Source organism: Streptomyces sp. NBC_00299, from assembly GCF_036173045.1.
GTDB classification, from domain to species: domain Bacteria; phylum Actinomycetota; class Actinomycetes; order Streptomycetales; family Streptomycetaceae; genus Streptomyces; species Streptomyces machairae.
Window position 1 is genome coordinate 7,665,763 of the sequence record NZ_CP108039.1, and the last position, 24,040, is coordinate 7,689,802.

General features: G+C 71.9%; 20 protein-coding genes. 11 read left to right on the plus strand and 9 right to left on the minus strand.

Annotated features, from left to right (window positions below):
• Positions 1-68 precede the first annotated feature (68 nt).
• Positions 69-1,544, plus strand: coding sequence for a cytochrome P450 (locus OHT51_RS34210; protein WP_328882773.1), 1,476 nt, complete (start codon positions 69-71; stop codon positions 1,542-1,544).
• Here OHT51_RS34210 and OHT51_RS34215 read toward each other — a convergent pair.
• Positions 1,538-2,512 carry an RluA family pseudouridine synthase gene (locus OHT51_RS34215; protein ID WP_328882774.1) on the minus strand — a complete coding sequence of 325 codons (975 nt, stop codon included), beginning with the start codon at positions 2,510-2,512 and terminating at the stop codon, positions 1,538-1,540. The two genes, OHT51_RS34210 and OHT51_RS34215, sit on opposite strands and share 7 nt — an antisense overlap.
• A gap of 67 nt (positions 2,513-2,579) precedes the next feature.
• Here OHT51_RS34215 and OHT51_RS34220 point away from each other — a divergent pair, with 67 nt between their 5' ends.
• The gene (locus OHT51_RS34220) at positions 2,580-3,161 is read left to right on the plus strand and encodes a GNAT family N-acetyltransferase (RefSeq protein ID WP_328882775.1); all 582 of its coding nucleotides are present in this window, start codon (positions 2,580-2,582) and stop codon (positions 3,159-3,161) included.
• Positions 3,162-3,195: 34 nt separating this feature from the next.
• Here the strand turns inward: OHT51_RS34220 and OHT51_RS34225 are convergent, their stop codons facing one another.
• From OHT51_RS34225 to OHT51_RS34235, 3 genes are all read right to left on the minus strand, one after another.
• Positions 3,196-4,755: an amino acid permease gene (locus OHT51_RS34225; protein WP_328882776.1), complete on the minus strand. Its 1,560-nt coding sequence runs from the start codon at positions 4,753-4,755 to the stop codon at positions 3,196-3,198.
• Positions 4,756-4,975: 220 nt separating this feature from the next.
• On the minus strand, positions 4,976-5,821 hold the full coding sequence (locus OHT51_RS34230; protein WP_328882777.1) for a siderophore-interacting protein: 846 nt from the start codon (positions 5,819-5,821) through the stop codon (positions 4,976-4,978).
• A gap of 170 nt (positions 5,822-5,991) precedes the next feature.
• On the minus strand, positions 5,992-6,921 hold the full coding sequence (locus OHT51_RS34235; protein WP_328884536.1) for a 5'-3' exonuclease: 930 nt from the start codon (positions 6,919-6,921) through the stop codon (positions 5,992-5,994).
• A 170-nt stretch (positions 6,922-7,091) separates the two neighbouring features.
• Between OHT51_RS34235 and OHT51_RS34240 the strand changes: the two genes are divergently transcribed.
• The 4 genes from OHT51_RS34240 (at position 7,092) to OHT51_RS34255 (ending at position 11,810) form a co-directional block, all read left to right on the plus strand.
• Positions 7,092-8,168, plus strand: a complete 1,077-nt coding sequence (locus tag OHT51_RS34240) for a quaternary amine ABC transporter ATP-binding protein (protein ID WP_328882778.1) — start codon at positions 7,092-7,094, stop codon at positions 8,166-8,168.
• Positions 8,161-9,984 carry an ABC transporter permease/substrate binding protein gene (locus tag OHT51_RS34245; protein WP_328882779.1) on the plus strand — a complete coding sequence of 608 codons (1,824 nt, stop codon included), beginning with the start codon at positions 8,161-8,163 and terminating at the stop codon, positions 9,982-9,984. The genes OHT51_RS34240 and OHT51_RS34245 overlap by 8 nt, the downstream gene beginning before the upstream one ends.
• A gap of 534 nt (positions 9,985-10,518) precedes the next feature.
• Positions 10,519-11,088, plus strand: a complete 570-nt coding sequence (locus tag OHT51_RS34250) for a helix-turn-helix domain-containing protein (RefSeq protein WP_328882780.1) — start codon at positions 10,519-10,521, stop codon at positions 11,086-11,088.
• Positions 11,088-11,810 carry a helical backbone metal receptor gene (locus OHT51_RS34255; RefSeq protein WP_328882781.1) on the plus strand — a complete coding sequence of 241 codons (723 nt, stop codon included), beginning with the start codon at positions 11,088-11,090 and terminating at the stop codon, positions 11,808-11,810. Before OHT51_RS34250 ends, OHT51_RS34255 begins: the two co-directional genes overlap by 1 nt.
• Here OHT51_RS34255 and OHT51_RS34260 read toward each other — a convergent pair.
• Positions 11,722-12,846 (minus strand): TDT family transporter, encoded by a 1,125-nt coding sequence (locus OHT51_RS34260; protein WP_328882782.1) that lies wholly within the window; start codon positions 12,844-12,846, stop codon positions 11,722-11,724. The genes OHT51_RS34255 and OHT51_RS34260 overlap by 89 nt on opposite strands.
• A gap of 70 nt (positions 12,847-12,916) precedes the next feature.
• Between OHT51_RS34260 and OHT51_RS34265 the strand changes: the two genes are divergently transcribed.
• Positions 12,917-13,840, plus strand: coding sequence for a LysR family transcriptional regulator (locus OHT51_RS34265; protein ID WP_328882783.1), 924 nt, complete (start codon positions 12,917-12,919; stop codon positions 13,838-13,840).
• Positions 13,841-13,938: 98 nt separating this feature from the next.
• Here the strand turns inward: OHT51_RS34265 and OHT51_RS34270 are convergent, their stop codons facing one another.
• The 3 genes from OHT51_RS34270 to OHT51_RS34280 form a co-directional block, all read right to left on the minus strand.
• Positions 13,939-14,637 carry a gamma-glutamyl-gamma-aminobutyrate hydrolase family protein gene (locus tag OHT51_RS34270; protein ID WP_328884537.1) on the minus strand — a complete coding sequence of 233 codons (699 nt, stop codon included), beginning with the start codon at positions 14,635-14,637 and terminating at the stop codon, positions 13,939-13,941.
• 37 nt (positions 14,638-14,674) lie between these two features.
• Complete coding sequence (gene eat / locus OHT51_RS34275; protein WP_328882784.1) at positions 14,675-16,120, minus strand: ethanolamine permease; 1,446 nt, start codon at positions 16,118-16,120, stop codon at positions 14,675-14,677.
• A gap of 166 nt (positions 16,121-16,286) precedes the next feature.
• Positions 16,287-17,033: a FadR/GntR family transcriptional regulator gene (locus tag OHT51_RS34280; protein WP_328882785.1), complete on the minus strand. Its 747-nt coding sequence runs from the start codon at positions 17,031-17,033 to the stop codon at positions 16,287-16,289.
• A gap of 86 nt (positions 17,034-17,119) precedes the next feature.
• Here OHT51_RS34280 and OHT51_RS34285 point away from each other — a divergent pair, with 86 nt between their 5' ends.
• The 3 genes from OHT51_RS34285 to OHT51_RS34295 are packed head-to-tail and all read left to right on the plus strand — an operon-like array spanning position 17,120 to position 20,645.
• Positions 17,120-18,484, plus strand: a complete 1,365-nt coding sequence (locus tag OHT51_RS34285; protein ID WP_328882786.1) for a glutamine synthetase family protein — start codon at positions 17,120-17,122, stop codon at positions 18,482-18,484.
• 8 nt (positions 18,485-18,492) lie between these two features.
• The gene (locus tag OHT51_RS34290) at positions 18,493-19,866 is read left to right on the plus strand and encodes an aldehyde dehydrogenase family protein (RefSeq protein ID WP_328882787.1); all 1,374 of its coding nucleotides are present in this window, start codon (positions 18,493-18,495) and stop codon (positions 19,864-19,866) included.
• Positions 19,863-20,645 carry a 3-oxoacyl-ACP reductase gene (locus tag OHT51_RS34295; protein ID WP_328882788.1) on the plus strand — a complete coding sequence of 261 codons (783 nt, stop codon included), beginning with the start codon at positions 19,863-19,865 and terminating at the stop codon, positions 20,643-20,645. Before OHT51_RS34290 ends, OHT51_RS34295 begins: the two co-directional genes overlap by 4 nt.
• 81 nt (positions 20,646-20,726) lie before the next feature.
• Here OHT51_RS34295 and OHT51_RS34300 read toward each other — a convergent pair whose 3' ends face one another.
• Entirely contained in the window at positions 20,727-21,929 is a 1,203-nt protein-coding gene (locus OHT51_RS34300; protein ID WP_328882789.1) for an amino acid deaminase/aldolase, read from the minus strand.
• A gap of 281 nt (positions 21,930-22,210) precedes the next feature.
• On the opposite strand from OHT51_RS34300, the gene OHT51_RS34305 reads away from it, so the two are divergent.
• Positions 22,211-24,013: a hypothetical protein gene (locus tag OHT51_RS34305; protein ID WP_328882790.1), complete on the plus strand. Its 1,803-nt coding sequence runs from the start codon at positions 22,211-22,213 to the stop codon at positions 24,011-24,013.
• The last annotated feature ends 27 nt before the right edge of the window (positions 24,014-24,040 follow it).

Genomic DNA, 24,040 nt, shown 5'->3' on the forward strand with positions numbered 1-24,040 from the left:
CCTGCAACCCCCTGCATCCGCATCCGCCCTGACTCCCCTGACACCGGATCCACTTCGGAGCGACCCCTGTGATGCCTGAATCCCATTCCACGACCGGTACGCACGACCCCCTGTCCACCCCGCCGCCCGGCTGCCCCGCCCACGGACTCGGACTCGGCCCCGGCGGACTGCACCGGCTCCACGAGGCGGAGGACCTGAGCGAGCTGTACGAGCAACTGCGCGAGCAGCACGGTGAGGTGGCGCCCGTACTCCTCCACGACGACGTGCCGATGTGGGTGGTCCTCGGTCACACCGAGAACCTGCACATGGTGCGCACGCCCTCGCAGTTCTGCCGGGACAGCCGCATCTGGAGCCCGCTCCTGGAGGGCCGGGTCAAGCCCGACCACCCGCTGATGCCGCACATCGCCTGGCAGCCGATCTGCTCCCACGCGGAGGGCGACGAACACCTGCGGCTGCGCAGCGCGGTCACCGGCGCCATGTCGACCATCGACCACCGCGGTATGCGTCGGCACATCAACCGCTCCACGCAGCGCCTCGTCAACCGGTTCTGCGAGGAGGGCCGCGCCGACCTGGTCAGCCAGTTCGCCGAGCACCTGCCGATGGCCGTGATGTGCGAGATCCTCGGCATGCCCGACGAGTACAACGACCGAATCGTCGAGGCCGCCCGCGACATGCTCAAGGGCACCGAGACGGCGATCGCCAGCAACGCGTACATCATGGACGCGCTGATGCGGCTCACGGCCAAGCGCAGGGCCCAGCCGGAGGAGGACTTCGCCACCCACCTCATCAACCACCCGGCACGGCTCACCGACGACGAGATCGGCCAGCACCTGCGGGTCGTGCTCATCGCCGCCTACGAGGCCACCACCAACCTCCTCGCCAACGTGCTGCGCGTGGTCCTCACCGACCCGCGGTTCCGCGCCCAGCTCAGCGGCGGCCAGATGACGGTTCCCCAGGCGGTCGAGCAGTCCTTGTGGGACGAACCGCCGTTCAGCACCGTCTTCGCCTACTTCGCCAAGCAGGACACCGAGCTCGGCGGCCAGCGCATCCGCCAGGGCGACGGGCTCCTCTTCGCCCCCGCCCCGGGCAATGTCGACCCGCGGGTACGCCCCGACCTGGCCGCCAACATGATGGGCAACCGTTCCCACCTCGCCTTCGGCGGCGGACCGCACGAGTGCCCCGGCGCGGACATCGGCCGTGCGATCGCCGAAGTCGGCGTCGACGCGCTCCTGATGCGTCTGCCCGACGTCGAACTCGACTGCGACGAGGACGAGCTGGAGTGGCGGCAGTCGATCGCCTCGGCCCACCTGGTGTCGATGCCGGCCCGCTTCGCTCCGAAGCCGCCACAGGACATCAAGCAGCGGCCCGGTCGCGCCCCGGTCCCGCCCCAGCGCCCGACCTGGCACGTGGGCACCCCGCAGCCGCAGCCGGCCGCCGCCCCGGCAGCCGAGACGATCGCGCCGCAACAGCCCGTACCGACCCCGGAACCGGTCCGCCCGAAGGGCGCCTGGCGGCGCTTCCTGATGTGGTGGCGAGGCTACTGAGCCGACCCGGTACGCGGCTCTCTTGCCGCCCAACCGCTGTACGAGACCCAGGCTTCGAGGGTTCTCGTGCTGCGGAACCGGTGTTCCGTCCCCGTGACCGGGTCGGTGAACTCCAGGGCTCGCGCCAGTAGTTGGAGCGGGCGCCGGAAGTCGTCGGCCGGGACGGGGGCGGTCACCTCCGGGTAGAGCGGGTCGCCGAGGATCGGTACGCCCAGGGCGTTCATATGGACCCGTAGCTGATGCGTCTGCCCGGTGGCGGGCGCCAGCCGGTAGCGGGCCAGTCCGTCGGCCCGGTGCTCGACGGCCTCGACCCGGGTGACGGCGTTCGGCTCGCCCTCGACCTCCCGGGCGGCGAGCACCCCGCGCTCCTTCAGGATGCGGCTGCGCACGGTCCGGGGCAGGGCGAGCGCGGGATCGTACGGCGCCACGGCCTCGTACTCCTTGCGCACCAGCTTGTCCCGGAACAGCGTCTGGTACGCGCCGCGCTCCTCGGGCCGCACCGTGAACAGCACCAGTCCGGCGGTGAGCCGGTCGAGCCGGTGTGCGGCGCCCAGCGCCGGGATGTCCAGCTCCCGGCGCAGCCGCGCCAGCGCGGTCTGGGTGACATGGCCGCCGCGCGGGGTGGTGGCGAGGAAGTGCGGCTTGTCGGCGACGACGATGTGCTCGTCGCGGTACACGACGTCCACAGCGAACGGCACCGGCACCTCTGCGCGCAGCTTCCGGTGGAACCACACGAACATCCCCGGCTCGTAGGCCGCGTCCGGCGCCACCGCCTTCCCGTCCGCCCCGACGACCTGACCTGCCTCGAACATCCCCGCCACGACCTCGGGCCCGGCCCCCGCGAGCCGATCCGTCAGATGCTCCCGCACGGTCGCCCACGCCCCGTCGAAGGGCAGGCGCACCCGCACCGCGTCGATTCCGTCGCGCTGCGGCAGGGGAGAGGGCGGGAGCGGGTTACGGCGTCTCATCACGAGCAAGCGTACGGTGCCGGAAAACCCGTTGGACCTGCCCGCGCGGGTTGGCAGGATCCCGCACATGCCCTTCCTGACCAGCCCCGTCCTGCCCGCCGGAACCCTCGCCCGCATCCCGCAGCCCACGCTCCGCACCGGTGACGGCCTGCTCCTGCGCCCATGGCGGGCCGACGACGCGCCCGCCGTGCACGCGGCCTTCCAGGACCCTGTGATGCACCAGTGGCACGCGCGGGCCGCCGACTCCGTGGCCGAAGTCTGCGGCTGGATAGCGGAGTGGCGGACGGCGTGGACCGAGGAGCGGCACCCTCAGTGGGCCGTCGTCGACGCGGAGAGCGACCGGCTGCTGGGGCGCGTGGCCCTGCGTGAGGTCCACCTCGACGACGGCACGGCCGAGGTCGCGTACTGGACCACCGCCGAGGCGCGCGGCCGGGGCGTCGCGGCACGCGCCACGACCACCCTGGCCCGCTGGGCACTCGACGACATCGGCTTCCATCGCCTCGAACTGCTGCACGCCGTCCGCAACGAGGCGTCCTGCCGTGTCGCCGGCAAGGCCGGCTTCCTCCTGGAGGGCACCAAGCGCAGCTCCGCCCTGCACAGGGACGGCTGGCACGACATGCATCTGCATGCCCGCGTGCAGGGCGACTGACCGGACGCTCCGCCGCGCGGGCCACCGCGCCCGGCTATCCGGCCGCTTCCCCGACCGCCGCCTCCGGTACGGCCGTCGAGACCGTCGCGCTGCGCCGCCGGTACGCCCGGAATCCCACTCCGGCGACCACTGTCACGCCCAGGAACAGCACGGTGAAGTACTGGAAGTACCAGTGCCCGCCCGCCGGGTCGTACACCGCCGCCCGCGGCCAGGCCAGGTTGACGGTCATGAAGAGGCCGTACAGGAGCGCGAGGGCGTTGACCGGGACGCCCCAGCGGCCCAGGGAGAACAGGGGGTTGCCCGTCTCGTCGGTGCCGTCGGTGGTGAACCGGCCGCGCAGGCGGGCCACCAGCAGCGGGCCGGTGACCATCGCGTACGCCAGGTACAGCAGCACGATGCAGGTCGTGCCGATGGCCAGGAACGCCTCCGGCGAGGCGAAGTTGAGCAGCAGCAGGGCCGCGGCGAGGGCGCCGACCACCACGGCGGGTGCGCCGGGCATCCCGGTGCGCGGATTGACCCGGGCGAGGCGGCGGTAGAAGGGGAGTTGGCCGTCGCGGGCCATCGAGAACAGCATCCGGCAGGCCGCCGTCTGGATGGCGAGGGTCGCCACGGTGATGGCCACGACCACGTCGGCCAGCAGGGCCCTGCCCACGCCGTCGCCCAGGCTGCTCGTCAGGACGTAGCTCAGGCCGTCGACCGCCAGCCGGCCGTCGGTGAGGCTGGGCGCGGCGAGCAGTCCGCCGAGGACGAGCAGTCCACCGAGCAGGCCGGCGGCGCCGAGCGCGGTGAGGATCGTGCGGGGCGCGGTGCGCCGCGGGTGGTGTGTCTCCTCGCTCATCTCGCCCGCGCTGTCGAAGCCGATCAGCACGTACGCCGCCGTGAACGAGCCGACCAGCAGCGCGCCCAGCAGGCCCGACTCGGCGCCCGTGGTGTGGAAGGTGATGCCGGGGGTGCGCTCGGAGTGGGTCAGCAGCAGCGCGACGATCAGTACGGCGCCGATGATCTCGGCGGTCACACCGACCCGGTTGATCACCGACATGACGCGATTGTCGAGGAGGTTCACCAGGGTGGTGAGCGTCAGCAGGACGACGCCGAGCAGCGCCGCGTTGGCCGCGCCGTCCGCCGACGTCGGCGCGGGGTCGGTGCCGATCAGCTGGAAGCCGGACCAGAGTGCGGGCAGCACCATCTGCAGGGCCAGTGCCGCCGCCGCGACCACCACGATCTGCCCGATCACCATGATCCAGCCGGCGAACCAGCCGAAGGTGACGTTCGACAGCCGTGACGACCACTGGTAGATCGCGCCCGAGATCGGATAGCGCGCGGCCAGCTCAGCGAAGCATGCGGCCACCAGCAGTTGCCCGGCGAGCACCACCGGCCAGGCCCAGAAGAAGACGGGGCCGCCGAACGCGTACCCGAACGCGAAGAACTGGAAGACGGTCGTCAGTACGGAGATGAAGGAGAATCCCGCAGCGAAGGAGGCGTACCGGCCGAGGCTGCGGTGCAGTTCCTGCCGGTATCCGAACGAGGCGAGGGAGCCCGCGTCGGGGTCGTGCGGTGGGTCGGGGCGGAGGTCTGCGGGGACGGTGCTCGTCATGGCGGCAACCTGCTTTCGCACAGCGGCGCGAGAGTTCCTGTCGAGCGACAGAAATTAGGGACGCGCTGTTTCGTCCGCATGACGTGGGCATGTCCGGGCCGGGCCCAAGTCCTCACGCCGCCGAGCGCCTCGCGATCCTTGGGGCAGAGCGCTCGCGATCGTCCGGGCACAGCGAAGGGGCGGTACCTTCGAAGGTGCCGCCCCTTGGAGGTATGCAGGCCTACGCGGCCGGTGCCGACCCCTCCTGCTCCGCCTCGATCCGCGCGTTCCAGTCCCGCTTGGAGGCCTGCCAGCCGTCCTCGTCGTGGCCGAGCCGCCAGTAGCCGGAGATCGACAGGTCCTCGCGGGACATGCCGCGCTCCACCCGCAACAGCTGACGCAATTCCTTCACGAAGTGCGCCTCGCCGTGCACGAACGCGTGCACCCGGCCCTCGGGGAACTCCAGTGTGCGTACGGCCTCGACCAGCGCCTCGCCGACGGGACGCGAGCCGCGGTGCAGCCAGACGACCTCGACGTCGGAGTCGATCTTCTGCTCCTCCTCGGGCCCGGCGATCTCCACGAAGGCGTACGCCTTGGCGCCGTCGGGCAGCGATTCGAGGGAGCGGGCGATCGCGGGCAGCGCGCTCTCGTCCCCCACGAGCAGATGCCAGTCGGCGTCCGGATCGGGGGCGTAGGCGCCGCCGGGGCCCATGAAACGCACGGTCTCGCCCGGATGGGCGCGCATGGCCCACGGGCCGGCCAGGCCCTCGTCGCCGTGCAGCACGAAGTCCAGCGTCAGCTCACGGTGCTCGGGATCCCACGCCCGCACGGTGTACGTCCGCGTCACCGGCCACTGCTCGCGCGGCAGCTCCTCGCGGATGCGCTCCAGATCGAAGGGCTCGGGGTAGTCCACGCCCGTGGGGGAGAACAGCATCTTCACGTAATGGTCGGTGCACGTGTCCGCCGCGAATTCGGCGAGCCCGTCGCCACCCAGCACCACACGCTGCATGTGCGGGGTCAGCCGTTCGGTGCGGATGACCTGCGCGCTGTGGGGCTTCCGCGGCTTGCGGGCAGGGCGTAGTGCCATCGCTGGCCTCCCTCATTCCAAGCTTAGGTTTACCTAAGTTAGCATCTCCCTCAGGCGAATGCCGCTCCGAACGTTCATGAAATGGTGCATGTCGCGCACGCAGGGACCGACTTCCCCGCGCCACGAGCCCCATGCGCACGATCGGGGCACCGTGCGCGCCCCCGGTGTCCTCACGCCCCCAGCGTCACCAGCAGCCGCTGCAGCGACCCGCCCAGCCCCCACCGCAGCGCCAGCTCGTCCAGCCCCGCCGGATCCCGGGGCGCACGCGGCAGCGTCGTGTCGACGTCGGGCAGCGGGACGTCGGCCGCGACCCGCACGACCGTCGGTGCGACGGCGACGTAGGGCCGGGACTCGTGCAGACGCTTGCGCTGCGAGGGCGTGAGCTTCGCCTTCGGGTCGTCGACCGCAGCCATGATCCCGGCCAGGTCGCCGAACTCGGCGAGCAGCTTCGCCGCCGTCTTCTCGCCGATCCCGGGCACACCCGGCAGTCCGTCGCTCGGGTCACCGCGCAGCAGCGCCAGATCGGCATACCCGCGGCCGACCACGCCGTACTTCTCGCGCAGCCACGCCTCGTCGGTGAGCTGGAGGGTGCCCACACCCTTGAGCGGGTACAGCACCCGGATCCCGCGGGCGTCGTCCACCAGCTGGTACAGGTCGCGATCGCCCGTGACGATGTCGACCGGACCCTTCGCCCGCGCGGTGAACGTGCCGATCACGTCGTCCGCCTCGTACCCCTCGACCCCCACACGCGCGATGCCGAGGGCGTCCAGGACCTCCTCGATGACCGGCACCTGCGGCGACAGCGTGTCGGGCACCTCCTCCTCGTCCGGACCCGCCTCGCGCTCCTCGGCGACGCGGTGCGCCTTGTAGGAGGGGATCAGATCGACCCGCCACTGGGGCCGCCAGTCGGCGTCCATGCAGGCCACCAGCGCGTCCGGGCGGTGGTCCTTGACCAGGCGGTCGATGAAGTCGAGGAGCCCGCGCACGGCGTTCACCGGCGTGCCGTCCGGGGCCTTCACGGAGTCCGGGACGCCGAAGTAGGCGCGGAAGTAGAGCGAGGCGGTGTCGAGGAGCATCAGTCGTCCGGTCACGCCACGCATCATGCCGTACGGCACTGACAGCGGCCCCGATCGAAGCGGCTGTGGCCTGGACCACTTGTGCGTTTGTGTCCGGGGAAGCAGGGCAGGCGCGCTCCCGGAGTGACGTCGCTTGCGTATTCAACTGTTGCGCCCGTCACTCCCTTCCTTTGCCGTCGAAACAAGAGGTACACGTGTCATCCAGGCTAGAAGCCGAACAGCTCTACAAGGTGTTCGGCAGACGACCGGACGAGGCCGTAGCGAGGCTCCGCCAGGGAACCGACCGGGAGGAACTGCGCGCGGACGGCACCACCGCCGCCGTCATCGATGCCTCCTTCACCGTGGAGCCGGGCCAGATCTTCGTCGTCATGGGCCTGTCCGGGTCCGGCAAGTCCACGCTGCTGCGCATGCTCAACGGGCTGCTGGAGCCGACCTCGGGGCACGTCCGCTTCGACGGCCAGGACCTGACCGCGATCAGCGACCGTGAGCTGCGCGAGGTCCGCGCGAAGAAGATCAGCATGGTCTTCCAGCACTTCGCGCTCTTCCCGCACCGCAGCGTGCTGGAGAACGCCGCCTACGGCCTGGCCGTGCAGGGCGTGCCCCGCGCCGAGCGCGAAAAGCGCGCCGGCGAGGCGCTGGCCCTGTGCGGTCTGGCCGGGTGGGAGAACTCCTGGCCCGACGAGCTGTCCGGCGGCATGCAGCAGCGCGTGGGCCTCGCCCGCGCGCTCGCCACCGACGCCGACCTGCTCCTCATGGACGAGTCCTTCAGTGCGCTCGACCCGCTGATCCGCCGCGACATGCAGGACCAGCTGCTGGAGCTGCAGCGCTCCCTGAAGAAGACGATCGTCTTCATCACCCACGACCTCAACGAGGCCATGCGCCTGGGCGACCGCATCGCCGTCATGCGCGACGGCCGCATCGTGCAGACCGGCACGGCCGAGGACATCCTGCTGCGCCCGGAGAACGACTACGTCGCCTCCTTCATCCAGGACGTCGACCGGTCCCGCGTGCTCACCGCGAGCGCCCTGATGGACACCACGGTCACCGCCGACACCCCCCTGTGCGCCTGCGAGACCGCGACCGGCGAGACGACCTTCGCGGAGCTGTGCGCCATCAGCGCCCGGCTGTCGCACCGCGTCTCGGTCGTGGACGAGGACAACAAGGTCATAGGCGTCGTGCCGCGGCAGCGGCTGGTCGGCTTCCTCGGCGACGAGAGTGCCGAACCAGCGCCCTGCGACACCCCGGACGGGAAGGTGGCCGCCCGTGCCTAGGCTGAATCTCGGTGACTGGGTCGACTCCGGCGTGGACTGGCTCGTCACCCACATGTCCTGGCTCTTCGACGCGATCAAGGCGGTCGTCGAGGGCATGTACGACGCCGTCAACGCCGTCCTGACCGCGCCCGAACCCCTGCTCCTCGCGGGCATCCTCGCCGTGCTGGCCTGGTGGCTGCGCGGCCTGGTCCCGGGAGTCCTGGCCTTCGCCGGCTTCGCACTGGTCGACTCGCTCGAACTGTGGGACCGGGCCATGTCGACGCTGGCGTTGGTGCTGGTCGCGACGGTGATCGCCCTGGTGATCTCGATCCCGCTGGGCATCTGGGCCGCCCGCTCCAAGGCGGTCAGCGCGGCCGTACGGCCCGTCCTGGACCTGCTGCAGACCATGCCGTCGATGGTGCTGCTGATCCCGGCCATCCTGTTCTTCGGCCTGGGCACCGCCGCCGGCGTCATCGCCACCCTGATCTTCGCGCTCGCGCCCGGCGTCCGTATGACCGAGCTCGGCATCCGCCAGGTCGACGCGGAACTGGTCGAGGCCGCCGAGGCGTTCGGTACGGCACCGCGCGACACCCTGCTGCGGGTCCAGCTGCCGCTCGCCCTGCCCACCATCATGGCGGGCATCAACCAGGTGATCATGCTGAGCCTGTCGATGGTCGTCATCGCCGGCATGGTCGGCACCGGCGGCCTCGGCGGCGCGGTCAACGAGGCCATCGGCCAGCTCGACATCGGCTTCGGCTTCGAGGCGGGCGTCGGCATCGTGGTCCTCGCCATCTACCTGGACCGCGTCACCGGCGCGCTCGGCGCCCAGATCTCCCCGCTCGGCCGCCGTGCGGCCGCCAAGGCCCGCGCCGCGGGCGGCGTCAAGGTCTGGAACCACCGGCCCCGCCCGGTCGTAGCCGTCGCCGGCGTGTCCGTCCTGGCCCTCGTCGCCGGCGGCCTGGGCGTCTTCGGCCCCTCCGCGGGCACCGCCGAGGCCTCCGCCACGAACGTCGGCAAGGGCAAGGAGATCAAGCTCGGCTACATCCCCTGGGACGAGGGCATCGCCTCCACGTTCCTGTGGAAGGAGCTGCTGGAGCGCCGCGGCTTCGAGGTCACCACCAGCCAGTACTCCGCCGGCCCCCTCTACACGGGCCTCGCCACCGGTCAGATCGACTTCGAGACGGACTCCTGGCTGCCCACCACGCACGCCGAGTACTGGAAGAAGTACGGCAAGCAGCTGGAGGACCTCGGCTCCTGGTACGGCCCCACCTCCCTGGAGCTCAGCGTCCCGTCGTACGTCAAGGGCGTCGACTCCCTGGAGGACCTCAAGAACAACGCCTCCAAGTTCAAGGGCAAGATCATCGGCATCGAGCCGAGCGCCGGAATGATGGGCCTGCTCAAGGACAAGGTCCTCAAGGAGTACGGCCTGGAGGACTCGTATGAGGTCGTCGACGGCTCCACGCCCGCGATGCTGGCCGAGCTCAAGCGCGCGTACGCCAAGAAGGAGCCGATCGCCGTCACGCTCTGGTCGCCGCACTGGGCGTACAGCGACTACGACCTGACGAAGCTCAAGGACCCCAAGGGTGCCTGGGGCAAGGGCGACGGCGTGCACACCCTCGCCCGCAAGGGCTTCGCCGGCGACAACCCCGAGGTCGGCAAGTGGCTGAAGAACTTCTCCATGACGGAGAAGCAGCTGACCAGCCTGGAGTCGCAGATCACCAAGGCCGGCAAGGGCAAGGAGCAGGACGCCGTCCGCTCCTGGCTGAAGCAGAACCCGGGCCTGGTGGACAAGTGGGCTCCGGTCGCCGGGTCGCAGAAGAGCAAGGCGGCCGGGTGACCTGACAGCCCCGGACCGCCGCCCGAGGGGTGGGTCTCGCCGTACGTCTTCCCCTGCGTACGACGGACCCACCCCTCGCGGTATGCGGGCCCGCATAGGCTCATGGCATGCCTACGAAAAGGATCCGGCCAACCACGCAGCGCTACCCCACCACCCGAGCCCGGCCCCGCCAACTCCGCGCTCCCGGCACCGATTTCAAGGCCGGTCCTGTACCCCCGCACAACCCCGCTGACCAGGCACTCCACCCCGCACGAGGTGAGGGAACACGGGGGAGCCCCGACGCATTGAACTGAACAACGACTCTCGCGTGCTGAGCGGTAGTCAGGGGCGGCACAGGGGTACCCGGCATATCGGCGGAGCCGATCCACTGGCGCGAACCGGTGGGTCGTACTCCCCCCGACGTGTCGTCGATGTGACAGGCGCATGAAACGGTTTGCCGAACATGCGTAGGGTGCAGAGAACCCAACAGAAGGTGTGCGCCGGGCGGCGGGCGCGAGGACCCTGGACCGACGAGCGAAGGAGGGAGCCGGAGCGATGGGCGACCACAAAGAACAGCCCCTTCGAGTGGGCGCGGCCGTGCGTCGGCGCCGTCGCGCCCTCGAGCTCACCCTCGCCGTCGTGGCCGAGCGCAGCGGCCTCTCGGTGCCCTTTCTTAGCCAGGTCGAGAACGACCGGGCACGCCCCAGCAGAAGCTCCCTAGAAAAGGTCGCCGACGCCCTGCGCACCACCGCGGTCGAACTCCTCGCCGCCGCCGACCCGGCGTGCAGCGTCGATGTCGTACGCGCCGACGGCAGCGAGTGGGGGCCCGCCCCCCGGGCGCGTTCCCTGGTGCGGGGTCATCACCAGATGCACGCCTCGGAGTTCACCGGCGACCATGACGCGGGCCGTGAATTCCAGTTTCGCAACGACCAGTTGATGTACGTCGCCGACGGCGCCGTCGAGATCGAGGCCGAGGGCCGCGCGTACCGCCTCGGCCGCGGCGACACCCTGTACCTCACCGGCGGGGTGCGCCACCGCTGGCGGGCGACCGTGCCGGACACACGCGTGGTCGTCGTCGCCGTGGCGGAACACATCGAGGCGGTCCGGGACCGGCCGGGACGCTGATGCGTGTCGTCTCCCTGGTGCCGTCCCTGACGGAGGCCGTCGCCGTCTCGGCCGCCCCCGGCGTCCTCGTCGGCGCCACGGATTGGTGCAGCCACCCCGCCGGCCTGGACGTCACCCGCGTCGGCGGCACCAAGAACCCCGAGGTCGACCGCATCGTCGCCCTCGCCCCCGACCTCCTGATCGCCAACGAGGAGGAGAACCGCGAGCCCGACCTCGCCGCCCTGCGCACGGCCGGCGTCGAGGTCCTGGTGACCGAGGTGCGGGACGTGCCGCAGGCCTTCGGTGAGCTGGCGCGGGTCCTGGCGGCCTGTGGAGTCGGGTCCCGCCCACGGTGGCTGGACGAGGCGGCGGACACGTGGTCGTCACTCCCGCCCCCGGACCGCCGTACGACGGCCGTCGTCCCGATCTGGCGGCGCCCCTGGATGGTGCTGGGCCGCGACACCTTCGCCGGCGACGTCCTGGCCCGCCTGGGCGTGGACCACTTTTACGCGACGCACGAGGACCGCTACCCGCGCATCCCCCTGGACGAGCTGCGCGCCGCGGCCCCCGACGTCGTCGTCCTCCCCGACGAGCCGTACCGCTTCACGGCCGACGACGGCCCGGAGGCCTTTGCCGGCCTGCCCTGCGCGCTGGTCAGCGGACGGCACCTGACGTGGTACGGCCCGTCACTGGCCGACGCACCACGGATACTGTCCGAGGCCCTGCGAGCAGCACGCCGCTGAGCAGACCGCGCGCTGTGCACACCGAAGCCACGAGCCAGGCGCCGAGGAGTACGACGTACAGCCCAACGGCGAGCGCCTCGTAGGCGACGAGCCCGGTGTGCCGTCCCAGTGCCTCGGCGCCGGTCACGCAGGTGCCGACCGGGAAGGTGAACGCCCACCAGGTCATCGCGAAGCCCATGCCGTGCCGCCGGGCGCGTACGACATGGGCGGTGGCGAGCCCGAACCACAGCAGCGCGAAGCCCATGACCGGGACGCCGTACAGGACGGCGAGAATGCCGAAGCCCTCGCTGTACGGTTCCGGGACCACGCCGGGGGCCACGTCCGCGAACATGCCGACGGCGGTGGTGGACTGCCCGAGCGGACCCAGCACCAGGAACAGCGTCGGCGTGAGGACGAGGGGCAGGGGACCGCCCGTGATCAGCCGCGCGAAGACGATCGGCAGCATCAGCAGGGTGGCGAGCAGACTGAGCCCGAACATCGCGAAGCAGGCGAGCAGCAGAGTCTCCCTGGTCTGCCCCGGCGGCAGATGCGGCACGAGCAGCGGGCCGAGCGCGGCGGACACCATGGGCGCGACGAGCGGCAGCAGCCACACCGGCGTGGCCTGCGAGGGCTCGACGCGATGGCGTACGGCCATCAGATACGGCACCGCGACCGCGGCCGCCAGCCCGACGACCGTACCGGCGCCGAACAGCACGACGTCGAGCGCGACGGCTGCTCCGGTCCCGATCCAGTCCCGTCCGACGGTGATCGCACCGCCGCCGACGGCCAGCAGGGCCATGGCGAGGCACCCGTAGAACGGCGCCGTGGCCGGGTCGAGGAGGTGGGCGCGGGCCTGGTCACGATGGTGGGTCCAGTGCAGGGCGCGGGCCGCGAGCAGAGTGGCGAGGAGGACGAGGGAGAGGGCCCAGACGCCCGTGCAGACGGTACGCAGACCGGGCACGTGGACCGGCAGCCCGGCTCCGGCGGTGGCAACGGCGGCGGTGCCCATGACGGCGGCGTACCAATGGGGTCCGAGATGACGGACGGCGGTGACCATGTGCTCAGCGTCGCGCGCTGTGCGGACCACGACCAGGGAGTTTGCCTCTATGAGCACATAAACTGGGCTTATGACAGAGGCGGCGGAGGGGCAGTTTCGTACGGGAACCCTGGCGCATCGCGTTCCGGAGCTCGGTGCGCTGGAGCTGCTGCTGGCGGTGGCGCGGCTCGGGAGTCTCGGTGGGGCGGCGCGGGAGCTGGGGATCACCCAGCCTGCGGCCAGCAGTCGAATCCGGTCGATGGAACGCCAGCTGGGGGTGGCGCTCGTGGACCGGTCGCCGAGAGGGTCGCGGCTCACGGACGCCGGGGCGCTGGTGACGGACTGGGCACGGCGCATCGTGGAGGCCGCTGAGGCGTTCGACGTGGGGGCGCAGGCGCTGCGGGACCGACGGGACTCGCGGCTGCGGGTGGCCGCCAGCATGACGATCGCGGAGTATCTGCTGCCGGGGTGGCTCCTCGCCCTGCGCGCGCAGCGCCCGGACACCGCGGTGTCCCTGCTCGCCGGGAACTCGGCGGCCGTCGCGGAACGGCTGCTGGCGGACGAGGCGGACCTGGGGTTCGTGGAGGGGCTCACCGTCCCCTCCGGGCTGGACTCCGTGGTCATCGCCCATGACAACCTGATCGTGGTGACAGCGCCGGGGCACGCCTGGGCCCGGCGGCGGAGCCCGCTGGAGGCGTCCGAGCTGGCGGTGACTCCCCTGATCCTGCGCGAGAAGGGCTCCGGTACGCGGCAGGTCCTCGACGTGGCGCTGGGCGGGTTGGCCCGGCCGCTGATCGAGCTGTCCTCGACCACTGCGGTCAAGGCCGCGGCGGTGAGTGGGGCGGGGCCCGCGGTGCTGAGCGAGCTCGCGGTGGGTGAGGAGCTTTCGATGCGGCGGCTGGTGAGTGTGCCGCTGGCGGACGTGTCCCTGGCGCGGGACCTGCGGGCGGTGTGGCCGACGGGGCACCGGCCGGTGGGACCGGCGAGGGAGTTGCTGTCGCTGACCCGGGGGTAGTCGGCCTGAACGGCCTCGTCCTCAAACTCCCCCAGCGGGGACACCCCCGGACCGGCTGGATTGCCTGGGCCGGCGCCGGAAATTGAACCGTCTCCGCGTCACGCACCCGCGCCCGCAGCCGCCTCCACCAACCCTCCCATCACCCGCACATCCACCCCCATCTCCGGATGCCACTGCACCCCCAGCACCCACCCCGCCGCCGACGGCAGTTCCACCGCCTCCACCGTCCCGTCCTCCGCGTACGCCGACGCCACCAGCCCCTCACCCAGCCGGTCCACGGCCTGGTGGTGATACGCGGGCACCGACGTCTCCTCCGGCACGACCCCGTCGTACAGAGTCCCCGGCACCGGCTTGACGGTATGGCTGCCGAAGACCCCTACGACGTCCGCATGCCCGTCGAGGTGCTGCACGAGCGTGCCCCCGAGGGCGACGTTCAGGAGCTGCATCCCCCGGCAGATCCCCAGCAGCGGAACCCCCGCCGCGAGCGCAGCGTCGATCAGGGCCAGCTCCCAGGCGTCCCGCTCCCGCGCCGGCGGCCCGGTGCGGGGGTGCGGTTCGGCGCCGTACCGCACCGGCTCGACGTCCGGCCCGCCCGCGATGACCAGCCCGTCAAGGCGGGCCACCGCTGCCGCGGCGTGCGCCGGGTCGTCCGGCGGCAGCATCGCGGCGAGGCCGCCCGCCCGTTGCACCAGCCGTGGATAGCCGACCGGCAGCAGGGCCGCCTCCAGCTCCCACACACCCCAGCGCGCACCCGACTCCAGATAGGTGCTGACCCCGATCAACGGCCTGCCCACGATGCTCGTACTCCTTCACAGCGATTTCACGGCGAAGCGTTCAGTCCCGTGCCAACTCTGCCTCGGCAGCCGCCAGCGCCGCGAACTCCTCCTCCGGCGCCTTCGCCACCAGCCGCTTACGGCTGTAGAGGCCGAAGTACCCGACGGCCACCACGTACACCGCCAGCGCGATCAGGGCCGCCGTCACGTCCACCAGGAACGTCGCCACCAGTGCCGCGCACGCCAGGACCAGGGCGACCGACGAGGTCAGCACCCCGCCGGGCGTGCGGTACGGCCGTGCCAGCTCCGGCTCCCGGCGGCGCAGCACGATGTGGGACAGGGACATCAGCGCGTAGGAGATGGTCGCGCCGAACACCGCGATGTTCAGCATCCGCGCGCCGTCGCCCGAGATCGCAGCCAGCAGGAAGCCGATCGTGCCGGGGACCAGAAGGCCCAGGTACGGCGCCTTGCGGCTGCTGGTCAGGGAGAGGAAGCGGGGGAGGTAGCCCGCTCGGGACAGGGCGAACAGCTGGCGCGAGCCCGCGTAGATGAGGGAGAAGAACGACGCCACCAGGCCTGCGAGGCCCGCGTAGTTCACGACCCTGCTCAGCGTCGTCGCCTCGCCGTCCGGCTGGAGCGCCTCGACCAGCGGGTTGCCCGCCTCCTGGATCGCCGCCGAGCCGCGTGCACCGGCCGCCGCGACGAAGGTCACCACGGCCAGCACCACCAGAATGGCCATCGACCAGCGGATCGCCTTCGGCAGCGTACGGGCCGGCTCCTTGGTCTCCTCGGCTGCCAGCGGTACCCCCTCGACGCCCAGGAAGAACCACATCCCGAAGGGGAACGCCGCCCAGATCCCGAGCAGCCCGAAGGGCAGCCAGGAGCTGGACCCCGCGGCCGACGTGTCGACCGGGATGTCGTCCAGCGAGCCGAAGGAGAAGTCGGGCAGTGCCGCCAGCGCGAACACGATCAGGGCGACCACCGCGATGCCGGTGACGACAAAGCTGAAGCGCAGCGCCTCGCCGACGCCCCAGAGATGGATGCCGAGGAAGATCGCGAAGCAGACCAGGTACATCGGCCAGCCGGACTCCAGGCCGAACAGGCCCAGCGACTCGACGTAGTCGCCGATGAAGATGACGATGGCGGCGGGCGCGAGGACGTACTCGATGAGGATCGCCGTACCGGTCAGGAAGCCGCCCCAGGGGCCCAGAGCGCGGCGGGCGAAGCCGTAGCCGCCGCCCGCCGTCGGCAGGATCGAGGACAGCTCGGCCAGGGCGAAGACCATGCACGCGTACATCGCGCCCATGAGCACCATGGCGATCGCCAGGCCGCCGAAGCCGCCTTCCGCCAGGCCGAAGTTCCAGCCGGAGTAGTCGCCGGAGACGACGTACGCGACGCCGAGACCGGTCAGCAGCACCCAGCCGGCGCTGCCGCGGCGCAGTGCTCTGCGCTTGAGATAGTCGTCCGCCTCAGCGGCGGCGGGTGTGCTTGTGGATTCGAGGGACATGGCCAACTCCCCACGTGCGATGGACACCGGGCTCTTCCGGGCACGGTGGGGTCGACCGGGCTCCGGCTCAATGGAATGGATGCATACCTTTGCGGTGTCGACCGCTCAAAGGCAAGACCCTTGCGTTAATCGCCTGTAAATCCACGCGCGGGGGACGTGGCCGCGCTCAGCCCAGGAAGCCGCGCAGCAGCGCCGCCGTCCCCCCGCAGTGCTCCCGCATGATCTCCCGTGCGCACTCGGCGTTCCCCTCGATCACGGCCTCCACCAGAGCGGTGTGCTGGCGCTGCGAGTGCTCCAGGTTGCGCACGAGCAGCGGGATGCAGTCGAGCAGGTCGTTGACCGTCGCACGTACGGCCGCGTACTGGGCGGTGAGCGTGGGCGAGCCGGACAGCTCGGCGAGCGTCAGGTGCAGCAGCGTGTCCAGGCGGCGGTACTCGGAGAGCGGGGCGTCGTGCGTGCGGGTCAGGGCCGCGCGGAGCCGGTCGGCCTGCTCCTCGTCGAGGCCGTGCGCCGCGCACAGCCCGGCCGCACCCACCTCGAGGACCTCGCGAAAGCGCAGCGCGTCCTCGACGTCGACGTCCTTGAGGCGGCGGCGCAGCTCCTCCTCGCCCGGGGTCACGGGCCGTGGCAGCACGAACGTTCCGCCGTAGCGCCCGCGCCGCGACTCGACCAGCCCCTGGTCCTGGAGCACCTTCAGCACCTCGCGCAGCGTCACCCGGCTGATCCCCAGCCGGTCCGCCAACTCGCGCTCCGCGGGCAGCCGTTCGCCGCCCGGCACCAGGCCGAGCCGGACCACCTGGAGGATCTGCTCCAGGGCCTCCTCGAAGCCGTTGCCGGCCCGCACCGGCCGCAGGACCGACGTCAGCCGGTCGTCGGCCCCGGGCGCCCCGTGCTCCGTGTCCGTCTGCGACATGTGGCCGTACCCCCTTCCCAAGCAATGGTCATCAGCAATACCTTATGGCTCCCGGCTGACCGAAGTAGCCGAATGGAGGCTCTCCCGTGGCAGACCGCACACCCCCGCTGAGCGTCGAGGAGCTGCACGCCCTCGTCGCGAGCGGTGAGATCGACACTGTCGTCCTGGCCTTCCCCGATATGCAAGGGCGGCTCCAGGGCAAGCGGTTCGCCGCCCGCTTCTTCCTCGACGAAGTCCTCCACCACGGCACCGAGGGCTGCAACTACCTCCTCGCCGTCGACACCGAGATGAACACCGTCGACGGCTACGAGATGTCGTCCTGGGACCGCGGTTACGGCGACTTCGCCATGCACCCCGACCTGGCCACACTCCGCCGCGTCCCCTGGAACGCCGGCACCGCCATGCTCGTCGCCGACCTCGCCTGGAGCGACGGCTCGCCCGTGGTCGCCGCGCCCCGCCAGATACTGCGCCGCCAGCTGGAGCGCCTCGCTGAGCACGGGTACACCGCCAAGGTCGGCACCGAGCTGGAGTTCATCGTCTTCAAGGACACCTACGAGCAGGCCTGGGACGCGAACTACAGAGGGCTCACGCCGGCGAACCAGTACAACATCGACTACTCGGTGCTGGGGACCGGCCGGATCGAGCCCCTGCTGCGTCGCATCCGCAACGAGATGGCGGGCGCCGGCCTCGTCGTCGAGTCCGCCAAGGGTGAGTGCAACCCCGGCCAGCACGAGATCGCCTTCAAGTACGACGACGCCCTGGTCACCTGCGACCAGCACGCGATCTACAAGACCGGCACCAAGGAGATCGCCGCCCAGGAGGGCGTCTCGATCACCTTCATGGCCAAGTACAACGAGCGCGAGGGCAACTCCTGCCACATCCACCTCTCCCTCGCGGACACGGCCGGCGACAACGCCATGCCGGGCGACGGCGAAGGCGACATGTCGGACGTCATGCGCCACTTCCTCGCCGGCCAGCTGGCCGCGCTGCGGGACTTCTCCCTGCTGTACGCGCCCCACATCAACTCCTACAAGCGGTTCCAGCCCGGCTCCTTCGCCCCGACCGCGGTCGCCTGGGGCTACGACAACCGCACCTGCGCCCTGCGCGTCGTCGGCCACGGCCGCTCGATGCGGTTCGAGAACCGGCTGCCCGGCGGGGACGTCAACCCGCACCTCGCCGTGGCCGGCCTGGTCGCGGCCGGCCTGTACGGCATCGAGCAGAAGCTGGAGCTGCCCGAGCCGTGCCCCGGCAACGCCTACACCGCCGGCTTCGAGCACGTCCCCACGACACTGCGCGAGGCCGCCCAGCTCTGGGAGAACAGCCCGATCGCCAAGGCCGCCTTCGGCGACGAGGTCGTCGCCCACTACCGCAACATGGCGCGCGTCGAGCTGGACGCCTTCGACGCGGCGGTCACCGACTGGGAGCTGCGCCGCTCCTTCGAACGCATGTGAGGCACCACTTGTCCGACCAGCTCCAGGTACTGAATCCGGCCACCGAAGAGGTCGTCGCCACGGTCCAGGCCGCCACCGCGGCCGACGTGGACGCGGCGGTCGTACGTGCCACGAAGGCGCAGGCCGTGTGGTCCGCGCTCGCCCCCGGCGAGCGTGCCCGACTGCTGCGCAGGTTCGCCGTCGCCGTCGACGAACACCTCGAAGAACTGGCCCAGTTGGAAGTCCGGGAAGCCGGGCACACCGTCGGCAACGCCCGCTGGGAGGCGGGCAACGTCCGCGATCTGCTCGACTACGCGGCCGGGGGAGTGGAGCGGCTGACCGGACAGCAGATCCCGGTTCCCGGCGGCCTGAACGTGACGATCCTCGAACCGCTCGGCGTCGTCGGCGTCATCGCGCCCTGGAACTTCCCGATGCCGATCGCGGCCTGGGGCACCGCCCCGGCGCTCGCGGCCGGCAACGCGGTCGTCCTCAAGCCCGCCGAGACGACCCCCCTGACCGCCCTGCGCCTGGCCGAACTCGCCCTGGAGGCAGGCCTTCCCGAGGGCCTCTTCCAGGTGCTGCCCGGCCACGGGCCCGTCGCGGGCAACGCCCTCGTCGAGCACCCGGGCGTCGCGAAGATCGTCTTCACCGGGTCGACGGCCGTGGGCAAGCAGGTGCTGGCAAAGGGTTCGGCCCTGCTCAAGCGTGTCACCCTCGAACTCGGCGGCAAGAGCCCCAACATCGTCTTCGCCGACGCCGACCTCGAAGCCGCCGCGGCCGCCGCCCCCATGTCCTTCCTCGACAACTCCGGCCAGGACTGCTGTGCCCGCACCCGCATCCTCGTCCAGCGCTCCGCCCATGACCGCTTCCTGGAGCTGCTGGGCCCCGCGATCGAGGCGGTGACGGTCGGCGACCCGGCCGACGAGAAGACCGACATGGGCCCGCTGATCTCCAAGGTCCAGCGGGACCGGGTCCGTTCGTACGTCACCGACGACCTCGACGGCATCCGCGGCAAGGCCCCCGAGGGCCCCGGCTTCTGGTTCCCGCCCACCGTCCTCACCGGCGTCGACCCGCACGCGCGCGTGGCCGTCGAGGAGGTCTTCGGTCCCGTGGCCGTCGTGATCCCCTTCGAGGACGAGGCCGACGCCGTCCGCCTCGCCAACGCCACCGACTACGGCCTCTCCGGCTCCATCTGGACCCGCGACGTCGGCCGTGCCCTGCGCGTCTCCCAGGCGGTCCGGGCCGGCAACCTGTCCGTCAACTCCCACTCCAGCGTCCGCTACTGGACCCCCTTCGGCGGCTTCAAACAGTCCGGCATCGGCCGCGAACTGGGCCCGGACGCCCTGACCGCCTTCACCGAGACCAAGAACGTCTTCATCAGCACGGAGGGCCCCGCACAGTGACCGAACAGATTGTCTGCCGACGCCTGGTCGGCCGTACCGCCGTCATCACCGGAGCCGGCAGCGGCATCGGCCTCGCCACCGCCCGCCGGCTCGCCTCGGAGGGTGCCCACGTCGTCTGCGGCGACGTCGACGAGCAGCGCGGCAAAGCGGCCGCGGAGGAGGTCGGCGGAACCTTCGTCAAGGTCGACGTCACCGATCCCGAGCAGGTCGAGGCGCTGTTCAGGACGGCGTACGACACCTACGGCAGCGTCGACATCGCCTTCAACAACGCAGGCATCTCGCCGCCCGACGACGACTCCATCCTGGAGACCGGCCTGGACGCCTGGAAGCGTGTCCAGGAGGTCAACCTCACCTCGGTCTACCTGTGCTGCAAGGCCGCGATCCCCTACATGCGGCAGCAGGGCAGGGGCTCCATCATCAACACGGCGTCCTTCGTGGCGAGGATGGGCGCCGCCACCTCCCAGATCTCGTACACGGCCTCCAAGGGCGGCGTCCTCGCCATGTCCCGCGAGCTGGGCGTGCAGTTCGCCCGCGACGGCATCCGGGTCAACGCCCTGTGCCCGGGACCGGTCAACACCCCGCTGCTCCAGGAACTGTTCGCCAAGGACCCCGAGCGCGCCGCGCGCCGGCTCGTCCACATCCCGGTGGGCCGTTTCGCCGACGCCGAGGAGATCGCCGCCGCCGTGGCCTTCCTGGCCAGCGACGACTCCTCGTTCGTGAACGCCACCGACTTCCTGGTCGACGGCGGAATCTCCGGGGCGTACGTCACACCGCTGTAGCCGCCCCACGGACAGCGCCGGCGATGCCCGCGGGCGGCGGCCCCGAGCCGTCGCCCGCACCGCCGCCGGAGCCGTCCCGGCTCACAGGAAGGTGTGGCCCTCACCCCGGTACGTCGGCACGGTCGCCGTGACCGCGTCGCCCTCGACGAGATGCAGCGTGTCGAACCGCTCGCACAGCTCACCGGCCTTGGCATGCCGGAACCACACCTTGTCGCCGAGCAGGAGATCGTCGGCGGGGGAGCCGAGCAGCGGCGTCTGCACCTCGCCGGGCCCCTCCTGAGGGTCGTACCGCAGGCCCTCCGGCAGATACGGCACCGGGAGCCGGTCGGGTCCGGCCGCACCCGAGGCCGGGTAGCCGCCGCCGAGGACGGTCACCACCCCGACCCCCGGCCGGCGCACGACGGGCTGGGCGAACAGCGCGGCCGGACGCCCGCTGAAGGACGTGTAGTTGTCGAACAGCCGCGGCACGTACAGTCCCGACCCGGCCCCGATCTCCGTGACACAGTCCTCGGCAGCGGTGAACTGCACACTGCCGGTCCCGCCGCCGTTGACGAACTCCAGCCCGGGCGCCACGGCACGGACGGCCCGCACCACCTCGGCCCGCCGCTCGGCGAGTTCCCGGCGGGCGGCCGCCTGCATCAGCCGTACGGCACGCGACCGCAGCGGCCGCCCCGCCAAGGAGTCCCCGACCCCGGCGATGTGCCCCTCGTACGCCATGATCCCGACCACCTCGAACCCCGGCCGCCGGGCGACCGCACGGGCCATGTCGGCGACCTGGGCGGGGGAGTGCAGCGGCGAACGCCGGGCGCCGACGCGCACCCGGCCGCCGAACAGCTTCAGCGAGGTGTCCAACTCCAGGCAGACCCGCACCACTTCCCGCCCGCCGGCCCGGGCCTCGTCTATGAGCCGCAGCTGAGCCGGGTCGTCGATCATCACGGTGACGGCGGAGGCGAGCTTGGGATCACCGGTCAGCTCGGCGAACCCGGCGCGGTCGGCGGACGGATAGGCGAGCAGGACGTCGTCGAACCCGGAGCGGGCCAGCCACAGGGACTCGGCGAGGGTGAAGGACATGAGGCCCGCGAAGCCGTCCCTCGCGAGGACGCGTTCGAGCAGGGCACGGCAGCGTACGGACTTGCTGGCGACCCGGATGGGCTTGCCGCCGGCCCGGCGGACCAGGTCGTCGGCGTTGGCGTCGAAGGCGTCCAGGTCCACGATCGCGAGTGGGGCGTCGAGATGGGCGGTGGCCCGGTCGTAACGGGCCCGGTCGGCGGCGCGCGCAGTCATGAACGAAGCCTGCCATGCAGGATTACCGCAGGGTAGGGGGATGTTCCGGGCAGATGCACACGGGGTCCCGGACTGGTTCCCGTTCGCCCAGGATCAACCCGTAGAGTGACGCGCACGCATGTGGGGAACATCCCCGGCCGCTCGGCGCGCCGGGATGACGCTCCATCTGTGCGGGTATGCGTGCCTGGTCGGACGAGTCCGCGCCGGGCCGGGCCCAGGGAGAACGGCACGACGGCCCCGCGTATGAGGACGGGCCCGGACACGAGGAAACGGGGGGGTGCATGAGCACGGAAGCGCGGCGCGCCCCCGTCCCTCCACGCCCCTCGACGCCGCCACCGCCCGTCACCCCGCCCCGCCCGTCGACCCCGCCGAGACCCGCGGAGCCTCCGACGTCCGCCGACACCCAGGGTGAGCAGCAGGACGGCGGCCCGGCCGCGGTCTCCGGTGCGCAGCCCCGCCAGAACCCGAGCGCCGCGGACACCGCTGCGACGGCCCCGCCGCCGCCCCGGGCCTCGGCACGCTTCCCGGACACCCCGCCGTCGGCCGGACGTCAGGACAGTGGCGGATCGTTGCACCGCGACAGCGCACCCGGCGATACGCCGCCCCGCCCGCCCGAGCGTCCCGCCCCGCCCCGGCGCCCGGCCGCTCCCGCGGAAACGGCAGCGGAGACCACGTTCCGACTCCGCCCGATCCGAACGACCCCGCCCCCGTCACCGGAGCAGGGCAACCGCCCGTACGCCGGACGCCCCCAGCCGACCGAGCGTCCGCAGGCGGGCTCCGGCAGGGCGCAGGCGAGCTCCGGACCGGCGCCGGGTTCCGCCGGCGTGCCCCAGAGGCCGTCCACCGGACCGGCGCAGGGCTCCGGCCCCATGCCCCCGCACGCCGCCACCGCCGCCACGCAGGGCCCCGGCGCCATGCCCCCGCACGCGGCTCCCGGCCCCGCGCAGAGCTCGGCCGGCGTGCCCCCCAAGCCCGCCACCCGCCCCGGCTCCGCCCCCGGCGAGCCCCCTCGCAGCCCCGCTTCCGTCCCGCTGCCCCCGCAGCGTCCTGCACCCGGGCCTTCGGCAGGGAACGGGTCGGAGGCACGCGGATACGCGGCGTCGGCCCCCGCCGGCTCCTCGCCCGACACCCAGCCCTACACGCACGCCGGCCACTCCTCGAACGGCCACACCACGAACGGTCACGGCTCCGCCGCGTTCTCCCCGGACCCGTCGCTCTCCTGGAGCGCCCCGATGGCGCCGGGCGGGAGCCCGGGGGCCGGTCGGCCGGTCGTCTCGTTCGGGCAGCCCGAGGGGTACGACGAGCAGGCGCGACCGCGGCCCCTCGGGCTGCGGATCAGGCCGCGGGTCGCCGTGGCAGCCGCCTGTGTCGTGCTCGGGCTGGGGCTCATCGGCGGGTCCGTGACCGGGAGTTGGCTGATCGGCGAGCCCGGCGACGGCGGCACGCAGGACACCTTCGCCACGGCCGGAAACCTGTGGCACAGCGTTCCCGTCGACCAGCTGTTCCCGCCCACCGTGATCGGCCGGGGCGCCGGCCCCGGTGGCGCCGACCGGACCTGGACGCGGATCGCCGTCGCCCCCGACACGGGCTGCGCGAACGCCTTCGACCCGCTCCTGCGCAAGGCTCTGTCCACCGTCGGCTGCGAGCGCCTGCTGCGCGCCACCTACATCGACGCCACCCAGAGCTACGTCACCACCGTCGGCCTGCTCTTCACCACGGCCGACGCCACCGCCATGCGCTCGCTCGACACCCGCTTCACCAAAGAGGGCCTGGACCGCCGTACGGACCTGATGCCCCGCCCCTACGCCGCGAAGGGCACCCCGGCCGCCGGATTCGGCGACGAACAGCGTGCCTCCTGGACCGTCTCCGTCCTCACCGACGCCCCGGTCGTCGTCTACGCCGTCTCCGGCTGGGCCGACGACCGCACCGTCGACGAGCCCGAGCCCGCCAAGCAGGCGATGGAGTCCGGCGACACCACGGCCGTCGCCCAGGCCGGCCTCGGCCACGAGGCACAGGGTCTCGCCGACCGCGTCGAGCGCTCCCTGCGCAAGAACGTCGGTACGTCCACGGAGCAGCCGTCATGAGCACCCGCACGAACACCGGCATGAACA